At 62.7% G+C, this 22564-nt stretch carries 20 protein-coding genes and 1 other RNA gene; 9 read left to right on the forward strand and 12 right to left on the reverse strand.

Features of this window, described 5'->3' with window-relative positions:
- Window positions 1-3 precede the first annotated feature (3 nt).
- Window positions 4-1227 (reverse strand): aminotransferase class V-fold PLP-dependent enzyme, encoded by a 1224-nt coding sequence (locus DDE20_RS11505; protein ID WP_116558636.1) that lies wholly within the window; start codon window positions 1225-1227, stop codon window positions 4-6.
- 137 nt (window positions 1228-1364) lie between these two features.
- Between DDE20_RS11505 and DDE20_RS11510 the strand changes: the two genes are divergently transcribed.
- The 3 genes from DDE20_RS11510 to DDE20_RS11520 all read left to right on the forward strand — a co-directional run bounded on the left by DDE20_RS11510 (window position 1365) and on the right by DDE20_RS11520 (window position 4046).
- Window positions 1365-2207, forward strand: a complete 843-nt coding sequence (locus DDE20_RS11510; protein WP_165814500.1) for a FadR/GntR family transcriptional regulator — start codon at window positions 1365-1367, stop codon at window positions 2205-2207.
- Between the two features lie 42 nt (window positions 2208-2249).
- Window positions 2250-2603: a transfer-messenger RNA gene (gene ssrA, locus DDE20_RS11515) on the forward strand.
- A gap of 186 nt (window positions 2604-2789) precedes the next feature.
- Window positions 2790-4046 carry an aminotransferase class V-fold PLP-dependent enzyme gene (locus DDE20_RS11520; protein ID WP_116558723.1) on the forward strand — a complete coding sequence of 419 codons (1257 nt, stop codon included), beginning with the start codon at window positions 2790-2792 and terminating at the stop codon, window positions 4044-4046.
- A 49-nt stretch (window positions 4047-4095) separates the two neighbouring features.
- Here the strand turns inward: DDE20_RS11520 and DDE20_RS11525 are convergent, their stop codons facing one another.
- The 7 genes from DDE20_RS11525 to DDE20_RS11555 all read right to left on the reverse strand — a co-directional run bounded on the left by DDE20_RS11525 (window position 4096) and on the right by DDE20_RS11555 (window position 10814).
- Window positions 4096-5718, reverse strand: a complete 1623-nt coding sequence (locus tag DDE20_RS11525) for a serine hydrolase (RefSeq protein ID WP_116558638.1) — start codon at window positions 5716-5718, stop codon at window positions 4096-4098.
- 131 nt (window positions 5719-5849) lie between these two features.
- Window positions 5850-6083 carry an NnrT protein gene (locus DDE20_RS11530; protein WP_116558639.1) on the reverse strand — a complete coding sequence of 78 codons (234 nt, stop codon included), beginning with the start codon at window positions 6081-6083 and terminating at the stop codon, window positions 5850-5852.
- Entirely contained in the window at window positions 6080-6274 is a 195-nt protein-coding gene (locus DDE20_RS11535) for a protein NnrT (protein ID WP_116558640.1), read from the reverse strand. Before DDE20_RS11535 ends, DDE20_RS11530 begins: the two co-directional genes overlap by 4 nt.
- Before the next feature lie 2 nt (window positions 6275-6276).
- Window positions 6277-8175: a nitric oxide reductase activation protein NorD gene (locus tag DDE20_RS11540; protein ID WP_116558641.1), complete on the reverse strand. Its 1899-nt coding sequence runs from the start codon at window positions 8173-8175 to the stop codon at window positions 6277-6279.
- A 3-nt stretch (window positions 8176-8178) separates the two neighbouring features.
- Complete coding sequence (locus DDE20_RS11545; RefSeq protein ID WP_116558642.1) at window positions 8179-8976, reverse strand: CbbQ/NirQ/NorQ/GpvN family protein; 798 nt, start codon at window positions 8974-8976, stop codon at window positions 8179-8181.
- A gap of 2 nt (window positions 8977-8978) precedes the next feature.
- Window positions 8979-10349: a cbb3-type cytochrome c oxidase subunit I gene (locus tag DDE20_RS11550; protein ID WP_116558643.1), complete on the reverse strand. Its 1371-nt coding sequence runs from the start codon at window positions 10347-10349 to the stop codon at window positions 8979-8981.
- Window positions 10350-10361: 12 nt separating this feature from the next.
- On the reverse strand, window positions 10362-10814 hold the full coding sequence (locus DDE20_RS11555; protein ID WP_116558644.1) for a c-type cytochrome: 453 nt from the start codon (window positions 10812-10814) through the stop codon (window positions 10362-10364).
- Between the two features lie 461 nt (window positions 10815-11275).
- On the opposite strand from DDE20_RS11555, the gene DDE20_RS11560 reads away from it, so the two are divergent.
- The 4 genes from DDE20_RS11560 to DDE20_RS11580 all read left to right on the forward strand — a co-directional run bounded on the left by DDE20_RS11560 (window position 11276) and on the right by DDE20_RS11580 (window position 15483).
- Entirely contained in the window at window positions 11276-12181 is a 906-nt protein-coding gene (locus tag DDE20_RS11560) for a LysR substrate-binding domain-containing protein (protein WP_116558645.1), read from the forward strand.
- Between the two features lie 412 nt (window positions 12182-12593).
- Window positions 12594-13205: a hypothetical protein gene (locus tag DDE20_RS19015; protein WP_165814501.1), complete on the forward strand. Its 612-nt coding sequence runs from the start codon at window positions 12594-12596 to the stop codon at window positions 13203-13205.
- 115 nt (window positions 13206-13320) lie between these two features.
- The gene (locus DDE20_RS11575; protein ID WP_116558648.1) at window positions 13321-13848 is read left to right on the forward strand and encodes a helix-turn-helix transcriptional regulator; all 528 of its coding nucleotides are present in this window, start codon (window positions 13321-13323) and stop codon (window positions 13846-13848) included.
- Between the two features lie 327 nt (window positions 13849-14175).
- Window positions 14176-15483 (forward strand): short-chain fatty acid transporter, encoded by a 1308-nt coding sequence (locus DDE20_RS11580; RefSeq protein ID WP_116558649.1) that lies wholly within the window; start codon window positions 14176-14178, stop codon window positions 15481-15483.
- A gap of 218 nt (window positions 15484-15701) precedes the next feature.
- On the opposite strand, the gene DDE20_RS11585 is transcribed toward DDE20_RS11580, so the two are convergent.
- Together DDE20_RS11585 and DDE20_RS11590 are read right to left on the reverse strand one after the other, a co-directional pair.
- A complete protein-coding gene (locus tag DDE20_RS11585) occupies window positions 15702-16436 on the reverse strand; it encodes a 16S rRNA pseudouridine(516) synthase (RefSeq protein WP_116558650.1) in 735 nt (244 codons plus the stop codon).
- Window positions 16437-16526: 90 nt separating this feature from the next.
- Window positions 16527-17429: a LysR family transcriptional regulator gene (locus DDE20_RS11590; RefSeq protein WP_116558651.1), complete on the reverse strand. Its 903-nt coding sequence runs from the start codon at window positions 17427-17429 to the stop codon at window positions 16527-16529.
- Window positions 17430-17518: 89 nt separating this feature from the next.
- Between DDE20_RS11590 and DDE20_RS11595 the strand changes: the two genes are divergently transcribed.
- Both DDE20_RS11595 and DDE20_RS11600 read left to right on the forward strand, forming a co-directional pair.
- On the forward strand, window positions 17519-18286 hold the full coding sequence (locus DDE20_RS11595) for an NAD(P)-dependent oxidoreductase (RefSeq protein ID WP_116558652.1): 768 nt from the start codon (window positions 17519-17521) through the stop codon (window positions 18284-18286).
- A gap of 29 nt (window positions 18287-18315) precedes the next feature.
- Window positions 18316-19110 carry an SDR family oxidoreductase gene (locus DDE20_RS11600; protein ID WP_116558653.1) on the forward strand — a complete coding sequence of 265 codons (795 nt, stop codon included), beginning with the start codon at window positions 18316-18318 and terminating at the stop codon, window positions 19108-19110.
- 125 nt (window positions 19111-19235) lie between these two features.
- Here DDE20_RS11600 and DDE20_RS11605 read toward each other — a convergent pair whose 3' ends face one another.
- Window positions 19236-20708: a class I adenylate-forming enzyme family protein gene (locus tag DDE20_RS11605; RefSeq protein WP_116558654.1), complete on the reverse strand. Its 1473-nt coding sequence runs from the start codon at window positions 20706-20708 to the stop codon at window positions 19236-19238.
- Between the two features lie 80 nt (window positions 20709-20788).
- A complete protein-coding gene (locus tag DDE20_RS11610) occupies window positions 20789-22531 on the reverse strand; it encodes an ASKHA domain-containing protein (protein WP_165814502.1) in 1743 nt (580 codons plus the stop codon).
- Between the last annotated feature and the right edge of the window lie 33 nt (window positions 22532-22564).

Below are 22564 nucleotides of genomic sequence, written 5' to 3' on the forward strand. Positions count from 1 at the left end.
TTGTTACAACACCTGATCTAGCGCGGCAATCAATTGGTCAACCTCGGCGCGCGTGGTGTAATGCACAAAACTCAACCGCAGCACGCCATGATCGGCGTCGGCACCCATCGCGCCAAGCGCCCGCAGCGCGTAGAAATCACCGCCGCCCGCCATAATCCCGTGGCGGGCAAGCGCGCGCGCAAGATCCTCGCCGCGCGCCTCGGTTTGCAGGGCCACGGTCGGCGCGCGGTTCTCGGCCTGATGGGGCCCCAGCACGCGAACCTCGTTGCGGGTGCCCAGATAATCGAGCAAAGGCTGCAGCAACGCCGTTTCATGGTCGCGCATCAACTGATGGGCAAGCGCCGCCCGCCCCTTGGCATCCAGCCCGCCACCGCCGTGATGGGCGGCGAATGCGTCGATGTAATCGGCCATCCCCGCGCAGGCCGCGATCTGCGCATGATCCGGTCCGGCGGGCGTAAACCGTTTGTAAAGAACCTCGGCGTTAAAATAATGCGCCTGATTGGGCAGCGCCATGCCAAGGTCGCGCCGGATCACCATGATGCCCTGATGCGGACCATAGGTTTTATAGGCGGAAAACAGATAGATATCGGCGCCAAGCGCGGCGACATCGACAAACCCATGCGGCGCGTAGCTGACGCCGTCCACGCAGGTCACCGCGCCCGCCGCATGCGCCATACGGGAGATTTCAGCCACCGGATTCACTTCGCCCACCACATTCGAACAATGCGGAAAGCAGACCAGTTTGACCGGACCGCTCAGCAGCGCTTGCAGGCGTTCGAGCGGCAAATGACCGGTTGCCGGATCAATCTGCCATTCGCGCACCTCGATGCCCGCATCGGCAAGGCGGCGCCACGGGCCGGTGTTCGCCTCATGGTCTTGGTTGGTGACAATGATCGCATCGCCCGGTTGCAAATACTGCCGGAAGGCTTGCGCCAAGACATAGGTGTTCTGCGTCGTCGACGGGCCGAAAGACAGCTCATCCGTATCGACGCCCATCATCGCCGCCAGACGGCTGCGCGCCTCGTCCATCTCGGCGCCGGCCAGTTGCGAGGCCTCATAGGGCGCATAGGGCTGCACCTTGCGCTGGTGATAATAGCGCGTCAGCCGGTCGATCACCGCACCGGCGGTATAGCTGCCGCCGGCATTTTCAAAAAACGCCTGCCCTTGCAGACTGGGTTCGGCAAAGGCGGGGAATTGGGCGCGGGTAAAATCACTATCAAGGGTCATGCGAATCTCCATATCTGGCGGCAGCTTAGCCACGCGGATCGCCGCCGAACAGGGTCACAGCTCGATTGACAGGATTCCCGATGTCTGACATTCTGATCGGCAATAATAATAGTGTAAAAACGCAGCAGGTTGATGGCATGAGCAGCAGCGCCCCCAGTGACGGGAAGGCGACCGACCGCGTGAGCGCGATTGCGTCGGTTCTTCAAGACAATATTCTGACCGGCCATTACGCGCCCGGTGATCGCCTGCCCTCCGAGGCGGATCTTTGCGCCTATTTCAAGGTCTCGCGCCCGACCCTGCGTGAGGCTTTGGGCCGGTTGACCGCGCGCGGGTTGATCCAAGCCAAACGCGGCGCCGGTGGCGGGGCTTTTGTCACCCAGCCTTCCGCCGATCTGGTGTCTGATCAGATTTCCGCTTTGGTCGCAATGGCCACACGGTTGGACGATTACGCCCACCGCCCGCTGTTGACCGAAACCCGCATCCAGTTGCAAATGGGCTGCGCCGATCTCGCGATCCTGAGGCAATCCGACATCTCGGATATGCGCGCCGAGATTGACCTACAGTCCGATTTCGCCATTTCCGAGGCCGAGTTTGTCGCTTCCGTCCGGCGCATGCATCTGGCGTTGGCCAGCGCCTCGGGCAACGCCTCGATGAGCATTCTGGCGCAGGGGTTGATTGCCGCGGAATTCGCCATCACTCCCACTGAGGGCTATCCGACCCGCATCCGCGCGCGGTTTCTCTCCTATCACGTGCGCATTGCCAATGGCATCGCGGGCGCGCGCAGTGAGGATGTGCGCGGCGCCCTGACCGAACTTTGGGGGTTTGAGCAAAACCGCCATCTTGACCCCGAAGACGACCAGCCTCCTGCCGAACGCCCGCCCCGCATGCGCGATCTCAGACTGCCGCCGGTGCAGCGCCTGACCCCGTTGCAGCCCGCCGAGGATGACAGTTCTGACGGAGCCGCACCCGACGGCAGCTAAGATCCCCTGAGCCCAGAGCTTTCGCAGATATTCCGCGGCTTACCCCTTGAGCCTGCGCCCCCGCGGCCCTATATTTGCCCTGTCGCTGGCAACAGTGACTATGGACATAAACGCGCTCGTAATACACGGATCGGACCCGGGGGCGGTACCCGGCGGCTCCACCAATATCCTTCATTTGGGGATCATGGGGCCGAAACAGGATCGACGAACGCTTAAAGGGGTTAGCTTTGTCTCGGTGAGGTACCACCGTTATCGGTCCGAAACGTACAGTTGCAAATGACAACCGTGCTCCGGTGGCCGTTGCTGCGTAAGCAGTAACCTAAACCGAAACTTAAGCCCTTGCGCCTAGCCGCGTAAGGCGGGGTTCGCAGGCACCTGGCAACAGAAGCCTGCATTTTCATTACATATCAAATACTTGCGTAGCGTTGTTAAGGTGCATATTGCGGGGTTTTCAGTGCCGCTTCGCCACGTCACCCTTGGGCGCATGGTTGACGGCTGGCCGCTTCGCCCGCATACCAAGCGGGATGTTTTGTGTCGCAAATGAGCTGCGCTGCATCGATGAAAAAATTCAGGACCCCTTTGATGATCCGCGAGAATCCCGACCTGATCGCCGCCATTCGTGACCGTTTCGCCCATGTCGATAGTTGCCCGTTTCAGGGCCCCCGCGTTTTCTTTGAGAATGCCGGTGGCGCGTTGACGCTGAAATCGGTGGTCGAGACCTCGGCGACCTATGCTGCGATCCCCGACAACCAAGGCCGCGACAACCCTGCGGCGCATGCACTCATGGCGACGATTGCCAAGGCCAAGGCTGATCTCGCGCTCCTGATGAACGCGCCCTCAGGGCAGTTTTTCGCGGGGGAAAGCGGCACCGAACTGTTGTTCCGCCTGATCCGCACCGCCTGTGTCAACGCGCCCAAGGGGGGCAAAGTCATCGGATCCAGCATCGAACACCCGGCCAGCCGCAGCGCGGCGCAACGCTGGGCCGAGATCGCGGGGCTCGACTATATCAGCGTCCCCCATGACGATTCCACCGGTCAGGTCTCGCCCGAGGCCTATGCCACTTTCATGACCCCCGATGTCGCGGTGGCAACGATCCTCCATGCCTCGCCGGTCACCGGTATGGGCATGGATGTGGCGGGAATTGTGCAGGAAATCCGTAAGGTTGCGCCCGAGTGCATGATCATCGTTGACGGTATCCAGCACGCCGCGCATGGGCAAATCGACCTCGCGGCTTACGATGTCGATGGCTATGTGATCTCGCCCTATAAGATGTTTTCGCGCCATGGTTACGGGATTGCATGGATCTCGGACCGGTTGACCGCACTGCCCCATGACATGCTGATGAATGCGCCTGCCACCGGCTGGGAGTTCGGCACCCGCGACACCGGTGCTTATGCCACAGTCTCGGATGTGGTGCGCTATTTTGAATGGCTGGGCGGTGAGGTTTCGGACGTCACGGATCCGCGCGCGCGCATTGAGGCGGCGGGGCGTGCGATCCATGATTATGAGACGCATCTGACCAACGCGATGCTGCATGGCACCGGCAACCTGCCCGGACTGGCGGAGATGGCGCATGTCACGGTGCTGGCGGGTATCGATAATCCGGCGCGCGAGGGGCTGGTGTCAATTGCGGTGAAGGGCCATGCCTCGCCGGATGTGGTGCGCCTGCTCAACGAGAACGGCATCCGCACCCACACCCGCAAGGCCGATCACTACAGCGGCAATGTGCTCGATCCATTGGGGCTGAGCGACTGCATCCGCATCTCGTTGTGCCATTACAATACCGAAGCGGAAGTCGCGCAATTGCTCAGTGTTTTGAAGGATCTAGAGCCTGCCTGAAGCGCTCCGGCCCTGCGCTCTCGTGCGCATGGCCAGAGGTCTGTGCGCACTATCGGTGAAACTCGCCCATCCCATAGGGATCAAGATGTTCAATCCGCAGGCTGTTTGACCGCCCGGCCTCCGGCGCGCTGAAAGTGACCCGCGAGATCGAGCCTGCGGGCGCGTTCTCGGTGAAAGGCGCGAGGGTGAAATCATTGCCGTCCCAATGGCTTAACGGCTCGACTTGGCCATTGGGCCCGATGATCAGCGACAAGGCGCCACCCTCCGCGATTACCTCCACCGGACCGTAATAGCTGTTCTGATAGCGACCAGCATAGGTGCTCAGGTCGTGCGGTGGCGCGGGATCGGCGGGGCGCGCTACGCCTGCCAACTCGCCAATCGGGGCCATAAGTGTGGCCATGAGCGCGCTATACCCCGCAAACCAATCGCGGGTCGGCTGGCCGAATTGCGCCATATCGAGGAATGTCGCGCTGATTGCCTCGGCCGCACCGGTGGGCGCGGCGTTGGTCAACACGGTGATGCCCAACCCCAGCGAGGGGATCATCGAGACACTGGTGCCCGCCCCCAGCGCAAAGGCGCCGGAGTGACTTAATGCAACGCGGCCAGAGGGTTGCACGGCGGTGTTAAACCCGTATCCGTAAGCCCCTGCGCGCGCCTCCATCTGCCGCGGCGGCGAGGAAATCATCTGTGGCGACACCGCAGGCAGCAGCGCTTCTGGACTGATCAGGCTTTCACCATTGTGGGTGCCATTGCCCAAGATCAGCACCATCCAAGCCGCCATATCGCGGGCGCTGGAACTGGCGCCACCGGCGGGTGATTGCGCGTCGGGCTGGCGCAGATCTGCCACCGCATAGCCCTCGGGCGTGGGGATATGGCTGGAGGCGCGGTTCTCACGGGCGATGAAATCGGCGTGGTGCGATGTGGTCGCCTGCATCCCCAAGGGCGCATATAGCAGCTCTTGCGACAGATCCGCCCAATCCTGCCCGGCTGCCGCTGCGGCGGCCTCGGCGGCGGCGGTCAGGCCGAAATTCGTATAGGCATAGCTGGCGCGAAACGGGCTCAGCGGCAGTTGCGACAGGCGTTCGAGCACCTCGCGGCGCTGATAGCCGATGTCTTCCAGCAGATCACCGGCGTGATCCGGCAGGCCCGAGCGATGGGCGTAGAGATCGCCGATGGTGACATGTTGCGTCACCCAATCATCCGAAAGCGCGAACCAGGGCAGGAGTTCGCGCATCGGCGTGTCCCAAGTCACCACCCCCTGCGAGACCAGACGCGCGATCACCGTGGCGCCGATGGGTTTTGACAGCGAGGCGAGCAGGAAGGCGGTGTCTGCATCGACCGCAGGATCCGCATCAACCCGCCGCTGCCCGAAGCCCCGCGCGTAAACCGTCTCGCCGTTGTGCACCACCGAGACCGCCAAGCCTGGCACGCCGCTGCGCTGCCAGATCTCGGCGATAATATCGTCGAGCGCCGCGATGGCCTGCGCGATCTGCGCCGCGCTCACCGCCAGCGCCACATATTGATCGGGCGGGCCGACCGGCTGCGGTAGTTCCACCGGCGCTTGCGCCGCAAGCGGTGCGGCGAGGCAGAACGCAAGCGCCACCCCCGCGCCGACAGGCTTCAGGCGCAGCGACGGGTGCAACGTCGCGTCGGGTCGGGTTGGTCTCGGCATCATCGGCTCCTACTCGTTACACTTGCGCGCATCCGATGACGGCATCCGCCAGCGGTTGCGCGAGCGTAGCGCGTTGAAAGATCAGAGCAATGGGTTTTTCCGCTCAATTTGTCGCCAGATATCGGCTAGCCTCAGCTCCCGGTGTCAGCCTTATCCATCAAGCCGCGAATATGGCGCGCGAACCACCATGTCAGCGGCAGGCCCAGTATCGCCCCGAGCCAGAGCGCGGTGAGGGGTTGCATCGCCGGCAAGCCCAGCCAAGTGCCGAAGAGGCCCAGCATAAACAGGTTGATCACCGCCGCGCCCGCACCAAAGGGATATAGCACCAGCGCCAAGCGTCCGACGCCCCAGCCCTCCTGTTTCATCTGCGCCGCACCAGCAGATGCACCGCAACGAGCGCCAGCACAAAGCTGACCGAGGCGGCGAAAAACCACCATTCGGCGGTGGCGGATTGCGGCTGCGGGATCGGGCGGGTGAAGCCTTGCTGCGCCAAAGCCAGCGTCGGTGCGGTCAGCATCGTAAAGAGCGCGGCAAGCGCGGTGCGGATGCGGGACATGGTTAACTCTCCTGTGTCAGGCTGCGGTAGATATCGGGCAGAACGCGGGTCAGCCGGTCGGGGCGTGGCAACAGATGAAAGCCGCCGCGCCCGAATATCCGCGCAAACCAGTCCTGCCCGTCTTCGTCGATGATGATGCCGTGCACGGTCTGGCCGGTGCGGCGCGCCTCGCTGACCGCCATATGGCTGTCCTCAATCCCGTGCTGGCCCTCGTAATGGTCCAGATCATTGGGCTTACCGTCGGTCAGCACGATCAACAGCTTGCGCGCGGCGCTTTCCTCGGCCAGTTGCGCGCTGACATGGCGGATCGCGGCGCCAAGACGGGTGTAATGACCGGGTTTCAGGGCGCAGATGTTTTCGGTGACCTGCGCGCTCATCTTTTGCTCGAAACTCTTGCAGCGGGTGACAAACACGCGGTCGCGCTTGAGCGAGGAAAACCCCCAGATGCCCAGCCGGTCACCGGCCACGTCAATGCCCCCGGCCAGCGCCGCCAAAGCATCGCGTGCCACGTCAATCACGCAGGTGTCACCCACCGCCGATTCCGTCGAGCGCGAAGTATCGGCCAGGAAGGCCACGGTCAGGTCGCGCTGGGTCTGGCGCGAGGCCAGAAATACGCGGTCATCGCAGCGCCCCGAAGCGCGCAGGTCGATATGTGCGGCAATCGCTGCGTCGAGGTCCAATTCATTGCCGTCAATCTGGCGTGGCTGCAAAATCCGGCGCGGGCGCAGGGTTTCGAACTGGCGGCGCACCTGTTCCATCCGCTTGCGGTCGGGCTTGAACGCATGATGTGGATCAGGCTCGGCCTCGACCTCGAGCACGCGGCAATGGTCTGGCATGTAACTGCGCGACCGGTGGTTCCATTCAGGATAGGTGAATTCATCGGCCAGACGCTCATGGTCGGCATCGGCAGGCGACAGATCAAGGTGCAGTCGCAGGCGCGTCGCTGCGCGGCGGTCGTTTTTCGACAGGGTGATATTGTCCTGATCCTCGGCGGCCTTTTGGGCGTTTTCCTCATCGTCATCATGGATCGAGCGGTTGAGATTCATCGATTCCACCCATGAGAGGATCGACTCAAACCGGTGCAGGATGAAGCTATCCTTGCGGTTGGCCTGCTCTTGATCCTTGCGAAACCCCTGTTTGCGCGAGGTTGTGGCCGCCGCTGCCGGAGCCTCGGGCGCGTCCTCTTGCGGCTCATCCACTGCGTCACCGGAGCCGGGCGGATGCAACGCCAGCCAGAAGGGCACCGGCGCGAAAGGCATATAGCTGCGCGGTGCGTCGGGGGCTGGCGCGGTGGGCGGATCGCCCGCGTCAAGTGCACGGCGTAAGGCTGTCTCAACCGCCTGTTCCGAGGGCGGCAGGCTAACCTCGGGCCGTGTGGCCAAAGTATGCGCCTGCATTGCCGCGAAGGCTTTGCGTAACCCGGGGCATTCCTGATGCGCGCGCGCGCCGGCTGCGAGATTGGCGCGGATCATCGCCATATCGCGCGCCGCTCCAGCCAGCGCGCCCGCCTGCAAACACTCCGGATCGCTCAGCGCCGCCACGGCCACCAGCCAGAAATAAACGGCGCGGTTGAGCGCTGGGTCGGGATATGCCTCGATCCGTGGCGGCAGGCGCAGCCGCTCACCGTCAAATGCGGGTTGAAAGATCTTGTCGCGCTCGGTTGCCAATCTGCGCAGATGCGGGCGGCGGTGCCGCGCGACCACGGCGGGCGCTTCGGTGAACTCCACCTGCGGTGCGCCGCCCAAAGCGCGAAACATCATCGCCAGACTGGGGCGGACCGTGGCCAATTCCGCCGCTGCCTCGGGGTAAGCGGCCTGCGCAGCAATCCCCACGGCATAGTCATGCCAGATATTGCCGACCGCCTCTTCGGGGTCCATCAGATCAAGGGGGCGCAGTGCCATTGCCTAGCCGTAGACCGTGGTGACCAGATCGCGCAGGGCAATTTGCACGTCCTCGTCATCGCTCAAGGGCTCGATCACGGCAGCCTCAAGCGCCTTGTCGACGCCCATCCCACCCGCGATCAAGGTCGCGGCGTAAATCAGCAGACGGGTGGAAACCCCTTCCTCAAGATCCATGCCCGAGAGGTTGCGAATATGCCCGCCCAGCCGCACCAAGGGCGTCACCCGCGCCACATCCAGCCCGCTTTCCTGCGCCACCACCGCGATCTCGGTCTCGGGCTTGGGAAAATCAAACGTAATCGCCAAAAACCGCTGCCGCGTTGAGGGCTTCATCCGTTTGAGCACATTCTGGTAGCCGGGGTTATAGCTGGCGACCAGCATGAAACCCGGCGGCGCTACCAGTTCCTCGCCGGTGCGGTCGATCATCAGGGTGCGGCGGTTGTCGGTCAGCGGATGCAAGACCACGGTGACATCCTTGCGCGCCTCGACCACCTCATCGAGATAGCAAATCGCCCCCTCGCGCACCGCTCGGGTCAGCGGGCCATCAACCCATTCCGTCTCGCCCCCGCGCAGCAGATAGCGGCCAATCAAATCCGCTGCCGAGAGATCATCATGGCAGGCCACGGTATAGAGCTTACGCCCCGAGCGCGCTGCCATATGCTCGATGAACCGCGTTTTGCCGCAGCCGGTCGGCCCCTTCAACAGAAGGGGCAAACCATTGTTTTGGGCGGCCTCGAAGAGCGCACATTCAGTCCCCGTCGCGGCGTAATAGGGAACAGCGGAGGGTTGAGCGTGCAGGTTCATTCTCACTCTCCCGGCATGCTATGCGAGACGGGCGGGGCCGGATTGGCCGAGCCGGGCTCGACGATCTCGCGGCGGCGCACCACAAAGATCGCATAGATGAACAGGAAGGCGCCCAGCACCACTGCTGTACCAGCGACAAAGCGCATGATGTAGAAGAGCCCAAGCTCATCCTGCACCTGCATGAAGTAATCGCCGAGCACCCGCTGCATATGGGTCTGGATCACACCGGCAAAGGTCAGCGTGAAGGTCATGAAGGCCATGCCACCGGTCATCAGCCAGAAAGCGCCCATATTGATCACCTGATTATAGGGCTCCCGGCCTTTGAGGATCGGCATCGCATAGGTGATGATCGCCAGATTGATCGCGACATAGGCGCCATAGAAGGCCAGATGCCCATGCGCGGCGGTGATCTGGGTGCCGTGGCTATAGAAGTTCACCCCGTGCATATTGTGCAGCACCCCCCAGACACCGGCGCCAAAGAAGGCAATGGTGGCCGAGCCCAGCGACCACAAGAGCGCGGCCTTATTGGGATGGTTGCGCCGCCCCTTCCAGACCATGATGAAGGCAAAGGACATCATCAGGAAGAAGGGGATGATTTCCAGCGTGCCAAAGATCGTGCCGATCCACTGCCAGTAACCCGGCAGGCCGATCCAATAGTAATGGTGGCCGGTGCCCAGAATGCCGGTGAACAGCGCCGTGGCGACGATCACATAGAGCCATTTCTCGATCACCTCGCGGTCGACGCCGGTCAGCTTGAGCAGCAGGAAGGCAAGGATCGAGGCCATCACCAGCTCCCATGTCGCCTCGACCCAGAGATGCACGACGAACCACCAGTACAGCTTATCAAGGCTCAGGTTGTCGGGGTTGATGATCGCAAAGATCCACAACAGCGACAGCAACCACAGACCGGTGAGCAAGACGCCGGTGATCGCGGTTTTACGCCCCGAAAGCACGGTCATCGAAATGTTCAACAAGAACATCACCGCGGCGACCAGAATGCCGAATTTCACCCAGAGCGGCTGTTCAAGGAACTCGCGCCCCTCGTGGATGCCGACGAGATACCCTGCAACGGCGCCCAGCGTGCCGACCATCAGAATGGCAAGCTGCGCATAGGCCAGCGCGGGCGACCAGATTTCACGCTCGGATTCCTCGGGCACCATAAAGAATGCCGCGCCAAAGAAGCCCAGCAGCAGCCAGACAATCAGCGCATTGGTGTGGATCATCCGCGCGATATGGAACGGCAAAAGCTCGGACAGGAAGTTGGGCTGGACATAAATCCAGCCGATGGTCAGCCCGCCGATCATCTGCACCGCAAACAGGGCCATGGCGCAGGCGAAATAGACATAGGCGATGGATTGGGTTCTATATTTCATGTCAGCTCCCCCTTAGCCGGCGTCATTGGGCGGCCAGCCCTGCGTGTTGGTTTGATTGGCAAACCGCAAGAATTCGGCCAGCCCGCGCAGGTCTTCTTCGCTCAGGTCGAAAAACGGCATCTGGCGACGCCCTTCGACGCCGCTAGGCTGGGCCTGCATCCAAGCCGCCAGCACCTCATAAGCCCCCTCGGGATCATCCGCGACGCCCCAGCGCGCCATCACATTGCCGACCTCGGGCGCAAAATAGGCGCCTTCGCCGTGGAGCGTGTGGCAGTTGATGCAGCTATTACGCTCCCAGACGTGCTTGCCGTGGCGCACTTCGGCGCTCAGGGCCATGCCCGCAGTCGAACTGTTCACCACATAGTAATGGCTGTGGATGGTCAGCGCGATGAAGACCAGAACGAAGAATATCGAGCCTCCATAAAATATATTTCGCGCGCGTGATTTGGTCAGGAACTCTGACATTTGCGTCACTCCCTTGATAACTCCCTGTCGCCCCCACATTAGGCGATCTTGCATAGGAGTCTACCGCCTGCGTGATCCCCGCGACAATCGATCCGAAAAGGGGTGTGGCGGGTATTAGATGCAGGGCGAGGTGAGGTAAGATGCAAATCAAACACTGTAACATATTGATATTAAATGATTTACAAATACTTTCTGCAAAATATGTATTATACATTCATGTTATAAATCGACATTATGTGGAGTTTTACACTCAACCCAGAGAACACCTTTCAAAGCCGAAAACGCCCTTGCGATTCGTCAATATCAACCCGCGACTGGTTAAAGTAGCTGCGGAAAACAGGTTATTTGCAGCATTATCCGCCGCTTAACTGACGACCTTATAGACACAGGCGCAGGCTGAATTCCCCACTGGACAGGCGCGGTGGAAGGCGGCAGGTTTTGCTCAGCCCAAAGGATTTCTTATGCTGAACCCCGGTCATCTGCCGCTCAACGCGATGCGCGCCTTCGAGGTTGCCGCCCGCACCGGCAGTTTCAAAGCCGCGGGCGTCGAGCTTGGCGTCAGCGCGGCGGCGGTCAGCCAGCAGGTCAAGGCGCTCGAGCAGCAACTCGACAAGCAATTGTTTCACCGTTTGGGCAACCGCATCAGCCTGACCGACGCCGGTCGCACGCTCTATCCCAGCGTCGATATCGCCTTCACAAGCCTGCGCAGCGCCGCACGCAGCCTGCAAGATGCGCCGCGGCGCGCGCGGGTGGTGATCTCGGCCCTGCCCTCGCTATGTGAACATTGGTTAATGCCGCTGCTCCGCGCCTATCCGCAAAGCGCGCATCTCGATCTGCACAGCGAGGAGGATCCGGTTGATCTGGCCCGCGCGGGCATTGATCTGCGCCTTGCCTACGGCGCCGAGCATTACCCCGACCATGTGATTGACCCGCTGTTCACCGATCATCTGGTCGCCGTGGCCGCCCGCGCCACCGATCATCCCGAGGACCTGCAGGAGATCCCCGATGCGGCGCTGATCCACACCAGTTGGGGCCGCGACTACGGGATCGAGCCGGATTGGGCGCAGCATTTCGAAGCCCTGGGCCTGCGCCGCTATCCCGATCAGGCGGTTGGGCTGCGGGTGGCCTCAAGCGCCATGGCCCTTTCGGCGGCGCGTATCGGCTTGGGCGTGGCTTTGGCGCCCTCAAGGATGGTCGCGGATGCGCTTTGCCGTGGCGAGTTGCGCCAGATCGGCGGCAACGGACGCAGCCTACCGCGCCCCTACGTGCTGGTCATGCCCAACGCCCGCGCCCGCAACCGCGCGGTGCAAGACGCGCGGGCATTTCTGCTGGCGACGGCAAGCGAGGCGGGTGGAGGCGTTCCGTAGAGTTGCGCCGCCCCTGATCCGGTGGGCCGCGCCATAGCTTAGCGCCACGGCGATCAAACTCGGGCGGCGTGATCGGGACTTGGTGATTCCGAGCAATGCAAACGAGGCACTTAACGGGCCACTCAGGCGCAACGACCCGCTGAAACACGCGAGTAAGCAGGCGTTGCGCGTGATGCTGGCCATCATTGGCGGCTCCCTTGCCAAGGTGCAGCGGTATAATTTGCCCCTTCCGGTATAAACTTCAGTTTATTTCGCTATCCCGCCAGCGCCAGCCACCCCTGCCTGCAGTTTAAAACCGCCGCTTCAAACCAGGGTTGGCTAGGCTTTGGTGAACGCTCACGGCATCCCTCGGTTATCACTTGCGTGGCTCACAAGGCTGCGTTTTGCTCTTACCTACCGAAAGGAACCAGACATGATGACCAAGATGACCCCCCAAGCAACCGCCAACCGCGCAACCGCCCTGACCCGCGCCACCTGCGTTGCCGCGGCACTGATGACCGCCTCCGTGCCGGCGATGGTTTCGGCCCAAAGCGCCAACGGCCAGGCCCAAACCCAAGCCACCGGCGAGGCCAGCGCCAGCCAGGGCAGCGCCGCGGCGAATGCCAATCTTCTGGCCAAAACCCAGGTGCAACTGGCACAGGTGCGCGGTGAACTTGCCGTGGTGGCCGAGTTGGAAGCCGCCGGTTACCAGATGGTGTCGCGCTCGCGCACATGGTTGGGCCGCGTGCGTCTGCAAGCCCAGACCGAGACCCATATGCGCGAAGTCGTGGTGCACCAATCGACCGGCGAGATTCTCAGCGACTCGGTGATCGAGGTCTATACCAATGCGACCGGCACCACTTCGGCCCAGACCACCAGCGAGACCGCGGGTGAAAGCGGATCGTCACGCGGCGGTGCCAGCGTGGGTGCCAGTGTCGGCGCATCGGTTGGCGGCTCGGTCGGTGGATCGATTGGCGGCGGTAGCGTCGGCGGCAGTGTCGGTGGCGATGTCGGCATTGACGGCGGCATCGGAATCGGAAACTGAGATTAGACTGATATAATGTTCGGGTTGGACCGCAAACGGGTGGGGGCAATGCCCTCACCCGCATCCCTCCCGCTCTGATCCAAGCCCCATCCGATCCTAACCAAGGTTGCGCCCCATGTTCCGAAAGACCCCCGTCTCGATCGGACTGCTGATCGTCGTCGCCGTGCAACTCCTGCTGGCCGCGTTGTTTCTGGGCTTTGTGATTGTCGATGTCACCACCATCCGCTCGCGCCCGGTCGGTTATAACACCCGCGAGCTGTTCGAGATTTTCGCCATTCTCGCGCTGGTCCTGAGCATCGCGATCAATGTCGCGCTGATCCGCAATATGCTGCGCCGTGCCGATGCCGCGGAAAAGGGGCTGATGGTGGCGCGCGGTGCGTTTCAAGCGCTGGTCGAGACTGAATTCGACCGTTGGGGACTGAGCCGCACTGAACGTGAGGTGGCGCTTTTCGCCATCAAAGGGCTGTCCAATGCCGAGATCGCAGAGATCAGCCAGAAAAGCGAAGGCACGGTCAAATCGCAAAGCGCGGCGGTGTTTCGCAAGGCCGGCGTGCAGGGCCGCATCGGCTTGGTGACCCATTTCATGGATGAGATCATCGGCGATGTGCTGGTCACTGAGGGGAAACCCGCTAGCGAACGCTGACCCTGATACCTGCGACCCACAGTTTTCGTGTCGCCGGTAAAGGCAAGATGACGGGCGTTACCACGCCAAGTGATTAACCCTGATCCGACCGGCATAAGGCCTGAAGGGCAGTTACTGGCAGGATAAATCCAGCCGCCCGAAACTTTCCTGCGCCTTTAGCTTAATTCGGGTAACTTTCTCCGTGACCCTCGAAGTAATTCGAACGCATTCGCTTTATTTCGAAAACATACGGGGTGTTTTACCGCATAGATTCTCTGTCTTGCCAAAACTGATTTTCAGTTCCTATACTCCGCCCTGCTTCAACAGCTCTTGAAACAGGTAAACCCCGTGCTTAATTTTCTATCTCGCCCGATGGTCCGGCTTATAGACCGCTATCTCCCTGATCCCTTCGTCTTTGTGATGGTGCTCACCCTTGTCGCGGGGGTTGCCGCCGTTGCGACGCAGGACAGCAGCCCGATGCAGGTTGTCACCATGTGGGGTGATGGCTTCTGGTCGCTGCTCACCTTCTCGATGCAAATGCTTCTGGTGCTGGTCACCGGCTATATGATGGCCTCGACGCCGCTGGTGCGCCGTGGTCTCTCAGCGCTGGCAGCACTGGCAGGAAGCGCGGGTGGCGCGATTCTGCTGGTCAGCGTGGTCTCGCTGGCGGCGTCCTGGATCAACTGGGGCTTTGGCCTCGTGGTCGGCGCCCTCTTCGCACGGGAGTTGGCGCGCACGATCCGCGTGGACTACCGCCTGCTTGTCGCCTCGGCCTATTCCGGGTTCATCGTCTGGCATGGCGGGCTGGCGGGGTCGATCCCGCTGTCGATTGCCACCGCGGGCCACCCGTTCGAGGGGATCACCGGCGTGGTCTCGACCTCGGAGACGATTTTCTCGTTTTATAACATCGCCATCGTCGTCGCATTGTTTATCGCCGTGCCGCTGGTCAACCGCGCAATGATGCCGCGCGAAGAAGACAGCGTGTATATCGACCCCGCGCTTCTGGCCAAAGACGAGGCCGCGCGCGCCGAAAGCACGACGCCTGCCGAGCGGCTGGAAAACAGCTTTGTGCTGCCGGTTCTGATCGGCGCAGCGGGGCTGGCATGGTTGATCCAGTATTTCGCCGCCGGAAACGGTCTGTCGCTGAATGTGATCAACTTCCTGTTCCTGACGCTGGCGATCCTGCTGCATGGCACGCCGCGTAACTTGTTGAATGCATTGACCGATGCGGTCAAAGGCGGCGCCGGTATCGTGATCCAGTTCCCGTTTTACGCGGGTATCATGGCGATCATGGTGCAATCGGGTCTCGCGGCCAGCATTTCCGAAGGTCTGGTCGGCCTCGCCTCCTCGGCAACGCTGCCCTTCTGGACCTTCCTCTCGGCCGGTATCGTCAACTTCTTCGTGCCCTCGGGCGGTGGTCAATGGGCAGTGCAAGCGCCGGTGATCCTGCCGGCTGCCGAAGCGCTGGGCGCCGATCTGGCCCGCGCCTCGATGGCGGTGGCCTGGGGTGATGCCTGGACCAATATGGTGCAGCCGTTCTGGGCCCTGCCGATCCTCGGCATCGCCGGTTTGCGCGCCAAAGACATTATGGGGTTCTGCGTGATGCACCTCATTCTGTCGGGTATTATCATCACCATCGGCCTGACCTTCTTGTAAAACCGGTGTGGAAAATTCCCGGACCTCACCGCAAGCGGTGATCGGGAAGACGCTAAAAAACAACCCCGGCGCAAAACCTGCGCCGGAGCTTTTTATTAGCTTGCGATGCGTAAAAGCCGAGCGGCTTCCCTTTGTGCCTTGCGGCTTCCTCCCCGTCGCGACCTGCGAAGGACCAAGACATCGCGCGGGCGCTTTGGAATGGGGTTAACCCTCTTGTGTTATGCCAGCACCGAGGCAATCTCGCCCTCATTTAGCAGCCGCCACTCCCCCGGCGCCAGATCCTCGGGCAGGGTCAGCCCGCCCAGTACCTCACGGTGCAGCGCCTCGACATGGTTGCCAGCGGCGGCAAACATGCGCCGCACCTGATGATAGCGCCCCTCGACCACCGTCAGCCGCGCCTCCATCGGCGAGATCACCTCTAGTTCGGCCGGCGCCAGCGGCTTCTCCTCGCCATTCAGCAGCAAATCGCCCGAGGCAAATAGCGCCGCCTCGGTCCCATCCAGCGGGCGCGCCAGCGTCGCGCGATAGGTCTTGCGGATATGGCGTTTCGGACTGGTGATCCGGTGCAAAAGCGGCCCGTCATCGGTCAGGAGCAACAGGCCCGAGGTGTCCTTGTCCAACCGCCCGATGCTGGAAATCGCCGGTTTGCGCCGCCGCCAACGCGCTGGCAGCAGGTCATAGACCAAGGGTCCGGCCTCCTTATGCGAACAGGTCGTGCCCAGCGGTTTGTGCATCAAGATCACCAGCCCCGCCAGCGGGTCCAGCCCCTCGCCGCTTACCTTCATCCGCTGGGGCAAATCCGGCGTCAACGCTACACGCGTGCTGACGTCATTCACCGCAGCACCATCCAGCGTGACACCGCCATAGCGCACCAATCGCGCGATATCGGGGCGCGAGCCATAGCCCATCGAGGCCAGCAGCCGGTCGATGCGGGAATTGGGGATCTTGGCCATAAGCGCTCCATCTACCGCCCCATATGGGCGCAATCTGGGTGCTGCATAGGGGTTGGCGCGGCGGGTGGCAATGCGCCCTGCCCGTCCCGCCTAGCGGCGTTTGAGCCCCTCGGCGAGAAACTCATAGACCCTGCGGATGCGGCGGCTGGTGGTCAACTCACGGTGTGCGACCAGCCAGATCGGAAACACCAGAGGCTCCAGATCCGGCAGCACCCGGCGCACCAAAGGATCGGCATCACCGATATGGGCGTCCAAGACGCCAATCGCCGCCCCTTGCCGCACCAACTCCCACATCACCAGAAAGCTCTCGGTGAGTAGCGGGAAATTCGCCTCAGTAAGCCCAAGCCCAAGCTGGTTGAGCCCTTTCCGCATCGTATCGCTGTGATCCATGCTGATGAAATCGGCGCGTTGCAGGTCGGCGGGCGCACGCGGATTACCGAGCCGCGCGATATAGTCCGGCGTCGCATAGAGGACGGCCTGCGCCTCGCCGAGTTTGCGGGCGATCAGATCGGGTTCGGTGGGGCGGAAGTTGCGGATCGCGATATCGGCCTCGCGGCGGCGCAGATCGCTGGCGTGATTGGCGACCACGATCTCCACCTGAATCCCCGGCTCCTCTTGGCGCAACCGCGCGATCAAGGGCGGCAGCAACACAGTGGCATAGGTCTCGCTGGCGGAGATACAGATCGTGCCCTCGAGCGCCTGCGACTGGCCTAAAGCGGCCAAGGACACCCGCCCCGCCGCCTCGCCCATCGCCCGAACATGGTCCAATAACTCCAAGCCACTGGGCGTCAGGGTCAAGCCGCGCCCGACCCGCTCGAACAGGACAATACCCAGTTCTTTTTCCAGCCCGTCAACTTGTCGTCCCAGCGTCGGCTGCGCCATGCCCAAGGCCCGCGCCGCCGCAGAGAGCGAGCCTTCTTCGGCGGTGACCAAAAACGCCCGCGCCTTGTTCCAGTCGAATTTCACCGCCCGCCAATCCATGCGTATTTGCATATCAGATGAAGAACTCTAGTCAATTCGCATGAGCGTGCCGCTGGGTTATTCTGCCTGTATCTCGAAGCAACACAGCAATTGGAGTGGTCATGGAAGTTTTGGTTGTCGGCGCCAGCGGTGCCACGGGGCGGTTGTTGGTGGCGGATTTGCTGGCCCGCGGACATAGGGTCAGGGCAGTGCTGCGCGCCAAATCCTCCCTGCCCGAGGCGCTGCGCCAGCACCCCGATCTCAGCCTCACCGAAGCCAGTCTTCTGGTCCTGAGTGATGCCGAATTGATGCGTCTGGTGGCAGGTTGCGATGCGGTCGCTTCCTGTCTGGGCCACACGCTCAGCGTCAAAGGCATCTACGGAGCGCCGCGCCGCTTGGTTACCGATGCCACCCGTCGCCTCTGCGATGCGATCCGCGCCAACGCCCCACAGCAGCCGGTGAAATTCGTGCTGATGAACACCTCGGGCAATCGCAACCGCGACCTCAATGAGCGCATCTCGCTGGCGCAGAAAGCGGTGATCGCGCTGCTGCGTCTGGTGCTGCCGCCCCATGTCGATAACGAGGCGGCGGCGGAGTATCTGCGGCTTGCCATCGGGCAGAATGATCCGCAGATCGAATGGGCGGTGGTGCGCCCCGATGCGCTGGTTGACCACCCCGAGATCAGTGCGATCGAGGCGCATCCCTCGCCGATCCGCAGCGCGATTTTCAACGCGGGCAAGATCAGCCGGATAAATGTCGCGCATTTCATCGCCGATTTGATCACCCGCGATGAACAATGGCAGCGCTGGCGAGGCCGGATGCCGGTGATTTACAATGACATGCGGGATCAAACCGCTAATATTTCGCAGCCACAACCCGCGCGGGTCTGACCCCGTCGCCGCAAGGAATCGGAGCCGATATGCCAAGATTGCACCAGAAAACTGCACTCGTGACCGGCGGCGCGCGCGGCATCGGCGCCGCCATCGCGCAGGCCTTTGTCAATGAGGGCGCGGCGGTCATTCTCACCGATATCGACTCTGAGGCCGGTGCCGCCATGGCCGCGCGGATCGGGGCGGATTTCCTCCCGCTCGATGTCACGCGCGAGGATGATTGGGAGGCCGTCGCCGCGCAGCATCCAAGCATTGACGTGCTGGTCAATAACGCCGGTATCACCGGCTTTGAGGGCCCGTTTGACGGCGCGCCGCCTGCCCATGATCCCGAACACGCCAGTCTTGCCGATTGGCGCGCGGTGCATGCGGTGAATAGTGACGGCACATTTCTGGGGTGCCGCTTTGCGATCCGCGCGATGCGGGCAAAGGGCACGGGCAGTATCATCAATATCTCGTCGCGTTCGGGGCTGGTTGGCATTCCGATGGCGGCGGCCTATGCGGCGTCGAAAGCGGCGATCCGCAACCATACCAAGTCCGTCGCGCTCTATTGCGCGGCGCAGGGATTGGCGATCCGCTGCAACTCGATCCATCCGGCGGCGATCATGACCCCGATGTGGGAGATGATGCTGGGCGACGGGCCGGACCGCGCCCAGCGCGAGGCGGCAATGGTCGCGGATACGCCGCTCAAACGCTTTGGCAGCGCCGAAGAGGTCGCCGCGCTGGCAGTCTTGCTGGCCTCGGATGAGGCCGCCTATATGACCGGCACCGAGCTGAATATCGACGGCGGGCTGCTCGCCGGTTCTGCCGCGACACCCGGTGGATAGGTGGCTTTGGCGCTGGGTTATGTGGTTACTTTAGGGCGCACGATTGAGGCCGAGAGCCAGTAGTCGCATGTGCCGCCGATTAAGCTCTCATAGAACCGAGGCGAGAGAGGCCAGCGCCATTCGCCTCAGCCAAGCGGGATCGCAGATAGCGCCGGTTTGCGGATTTTGCCCACTGAGGTCAGCGGCATCTCGTCCAAAATCACAATATGCTGCGGTCGTTTGTAAGGCGCCAGCCGCGCGCGCAATTGGTCCGCGATCATCGTCGCATCGGTGCTGCCATCGGTGGTGACAAAGCCCAAGACCTCCTCATTCCCCGCGACCGCGCGGCCAATCACCGCTGCCTGCAAGACGCCCGCACATCCCATCAGCGCGGCCTCGACCTCGGGCGGGTAGACGTTAAAGCCCGAGCGGATGATCAACTCCTTGCAGCGCCCGACCAGATGCAGCGCGCCGTCGGCATCCTGCCGCGCCAGATCGCCGGTGCGCAGAAACCCGTCCTCGGTGAACACGGCCGCCGTAGCCTCGCGGTTGCGGTAATAGCCCAGCATCACCCCCGGCCCGCGAAACAGCAGTTCGCCGGTGCCATCCTCGGCGGGCGCGTCAATCCGCGCCTCGCATTGCGGATAGACATAGCCGATCGCGCCATCCGTCCGCGGCGGTCCAAAGGCGGTCGAGGCCACGCCCGGCGCGGCCTCGGTCAGCCCGTAGCCGTTGTTCAGCGTCAGCCCGAAACGCGCCTCGACCTTTGCCTTCAGCGCCGGATCAAGCGGCGCGCCACCCGCCCCGATCAGCCGCAAGCGTGGCGCCTTGAGGTCGGCCTCGCCGCTCTCGATCCGGCGCAGCATCTGTTCGAACATCACCGGCACGCCCGAGAACACCGTCGCCCCCTCGGCCAGCGCTTTGAGCGTCTCATCCGCTGAGAACCGTGCCATCAGTTGCACCGTCGCTCCCGCAGAGAGCCCCGCCAAAAGCGCGGTTGAGAGCGCCATGATATGGGTGCAGGGGAGCGCCAGAAGGATCACCTCTTGCGGGGCAAACCCGCGCCGCTCGGCGGTGATCCGGGCGTTGAACATGAGATTCGTATGGCTCAGCATCACCCCTTTCGGCGTGCCGGTGCTGCCCGAGGTATAGACCAGCGCGGCGACTTGCCGCTCGGGGCTGTCCGCCACAGGTTCGGCCTGAACTGTCGGGTCCGCCAAAAGGCAAGTCGCGCGCCCCAAAACCGGCCCGCCCCGCGTGGTGCCCAGCCGCGCGCCATGTGCCGCTGCCTCGTGGGAGGCGTGATCGGTGAAGAGGGTCACTCGTGGCTGCGCATCTTCGCGGATCGCGTCCAATTCAGCGTCCGAGAGCCGCGCGTTGACCGGCACGCACCACACCCGCAGGCGCATCGCCGCCAGAAACACCGCCACCAATAGCGCGCAGTTCTCTGCCACCACCAGCACGCGGTCACCCCCCTGCACGCCGTAAGTTTGCAAGAGGGCCTCGGCCTCCGACACCGCCACATCCAAGGCGCCGTAGTCGATCCGCGCGCCGTCATAATCGACCAGCGCGATGGCATCTGTCGGTGCGGTCGAGGTCAACTCGTCAAGCCAGCGCATGGGTCACCCGATGTGGTTTCCCCATTGGTAGCCTGTTGCCGCGCCACGGGTCAAACCTGTTGAGATGGGAGCGCCCGCGCCTATTGCCTGCCCCGCATGCGGTCGGGGTTTTTGCGGCCGGAGCGTTTGCCAAAAGCGACCTCGGGCAAGACCACCCGTGCGGCGAGACTTGGAAAGCGGTCCTCGGCATTGGGAATGTCGGAGGCGCTCAGGAAATACGCCTGAAAATCCGCATGCGTCGCGGTCTCGACATTGCGCACATGCTGCACCGCGCGCTCGATCTGCCGCCGCGCCTCGACATCCATCAGCGCAACACAGGCCCCCGCGCCCGCGGCATTGCCCACCGCGCTGACATGTTCCAACGCGCAATCGGGGATCAGACCCAGAACCATCGCATGTTTGACCGAGATATGGCTGCCGAAGGCCCCCGCCAGCACGATCCGGTCAACGGAACTGACGCCCAGATCATCCATCAACAGGCGCAAACTCGCATAGAGCGCGGCTTTCGCCATCTGCACTTCGCGCACATCATTGTTGGTGACATAGATATGCCGCTTGCAGTGATAGAGCGTGACCGATGTGGTGCGCCCATCGGCAAAACAGGCGGCGCAGCCGGTCTCGTCACGGGTGCCGATGCGCCCAGTCGGGTCAATCAGCCCCGCCATGCGCATTTCCGCCACCATCTCGATCACGCCAGAGCCGCAGATACCGGTGACGCCAATGCCGCGAATGGACGCCTCGAAGTCCGGTTCATCCGACCAAAGTTCCGAGCCGATCACCTTGAAACGTATCTCTTTGGTCAGCGGATGGATACGCACCCGCTCAATGGCTCCGGGCGCGGCGCGTTGCCCGTGGGTGATCTCGGCCCCCTCCAGCGCCGGACCGGTGGGCGAGGAGGAGGCGACAATGTCTTTGCTATTGCCCAGAAAGAACTCGGCGTTGGTGCCGATGTCGATCACCAGCGTCATTGCCTCACTGCAGTGCAGATCTTCGCAGAGCATCACCGCCGCCGCATCCGCGCCGACATGGTTGCCGACTGCAGGCAGCAGATAGGCCTGCGCCAGCGGATGGATCGGCAGGTCAATGTCACGCGCCGCCACGTGCAGCGCCTTGGAGGTGGCAAAGGTGAAGGGCGCCTGCCCCAGCTCATAGGGATCAAAGCCGAGATAAAGGTGGTGCATGATCGGATTGCAGACGACCACCGCGTCGAGCACCTCTGCGGCCTCAATGCCACAACGCGCAGTCACCTCGGCGGTCAGGCGGCGCACTCCATCGCGGACCGCCGCTGTCATCTGCAGATGCGCGCCGGGATACATCATCGAATGGCTGACCCGCGACATCACATCGGCACCATAAGAGACCTGCGGATTGACCATCTTGGCATTGGCGATCACCTCGCTGCTCATCAGATCGCAGAGATAGGCCGCCAGTGTGGTGGAGCCGATGTCGAGCGCCAACCCGTAGGCCCGCCGCGCCGGGTCTACGGGCCAGAGGTCGATCACCCGCGGTGCCTGCCGCCCGTCGCCAAGGGCGATCACACAGGTCACCCGCCATTGCGCCGCCCGCAGACGCGCCTGCAGTGTCGTCATCACCGCGAAACCGATCTCGGGGATCAGGCCGTTGGCCTCGCTGATCGCGCGGATCAATCGCTCGGCATCGCCATCGGTGTGGATGGCATTCGGCGGCGCAACCGTCACATCCAGCAGCGTCACCGCGGGGTTAATGCCGTGACGCGGCGCGGCATCGAGGGGCGCCTCGGGTGCGGCGCACTCACCTGCAGCCGCATCCATGAGGAAAGACGCCAGTTCCGGGGTTTCATTCATCGAATATATCCTGCTTTGGATGGCCGAGAGCTG

The sequence above is a fragment of the Pararhodobacter oceanensis genome (genome assembly GCF_003076755.1).
Taxonomy (GTDB): Bacteria; Pseudomonadota; Alphaproteobacteria; order Rhodobacterales; family Rhodobacteraceae; genus Pararhodobacter; species Pararhodobacter oceanensis.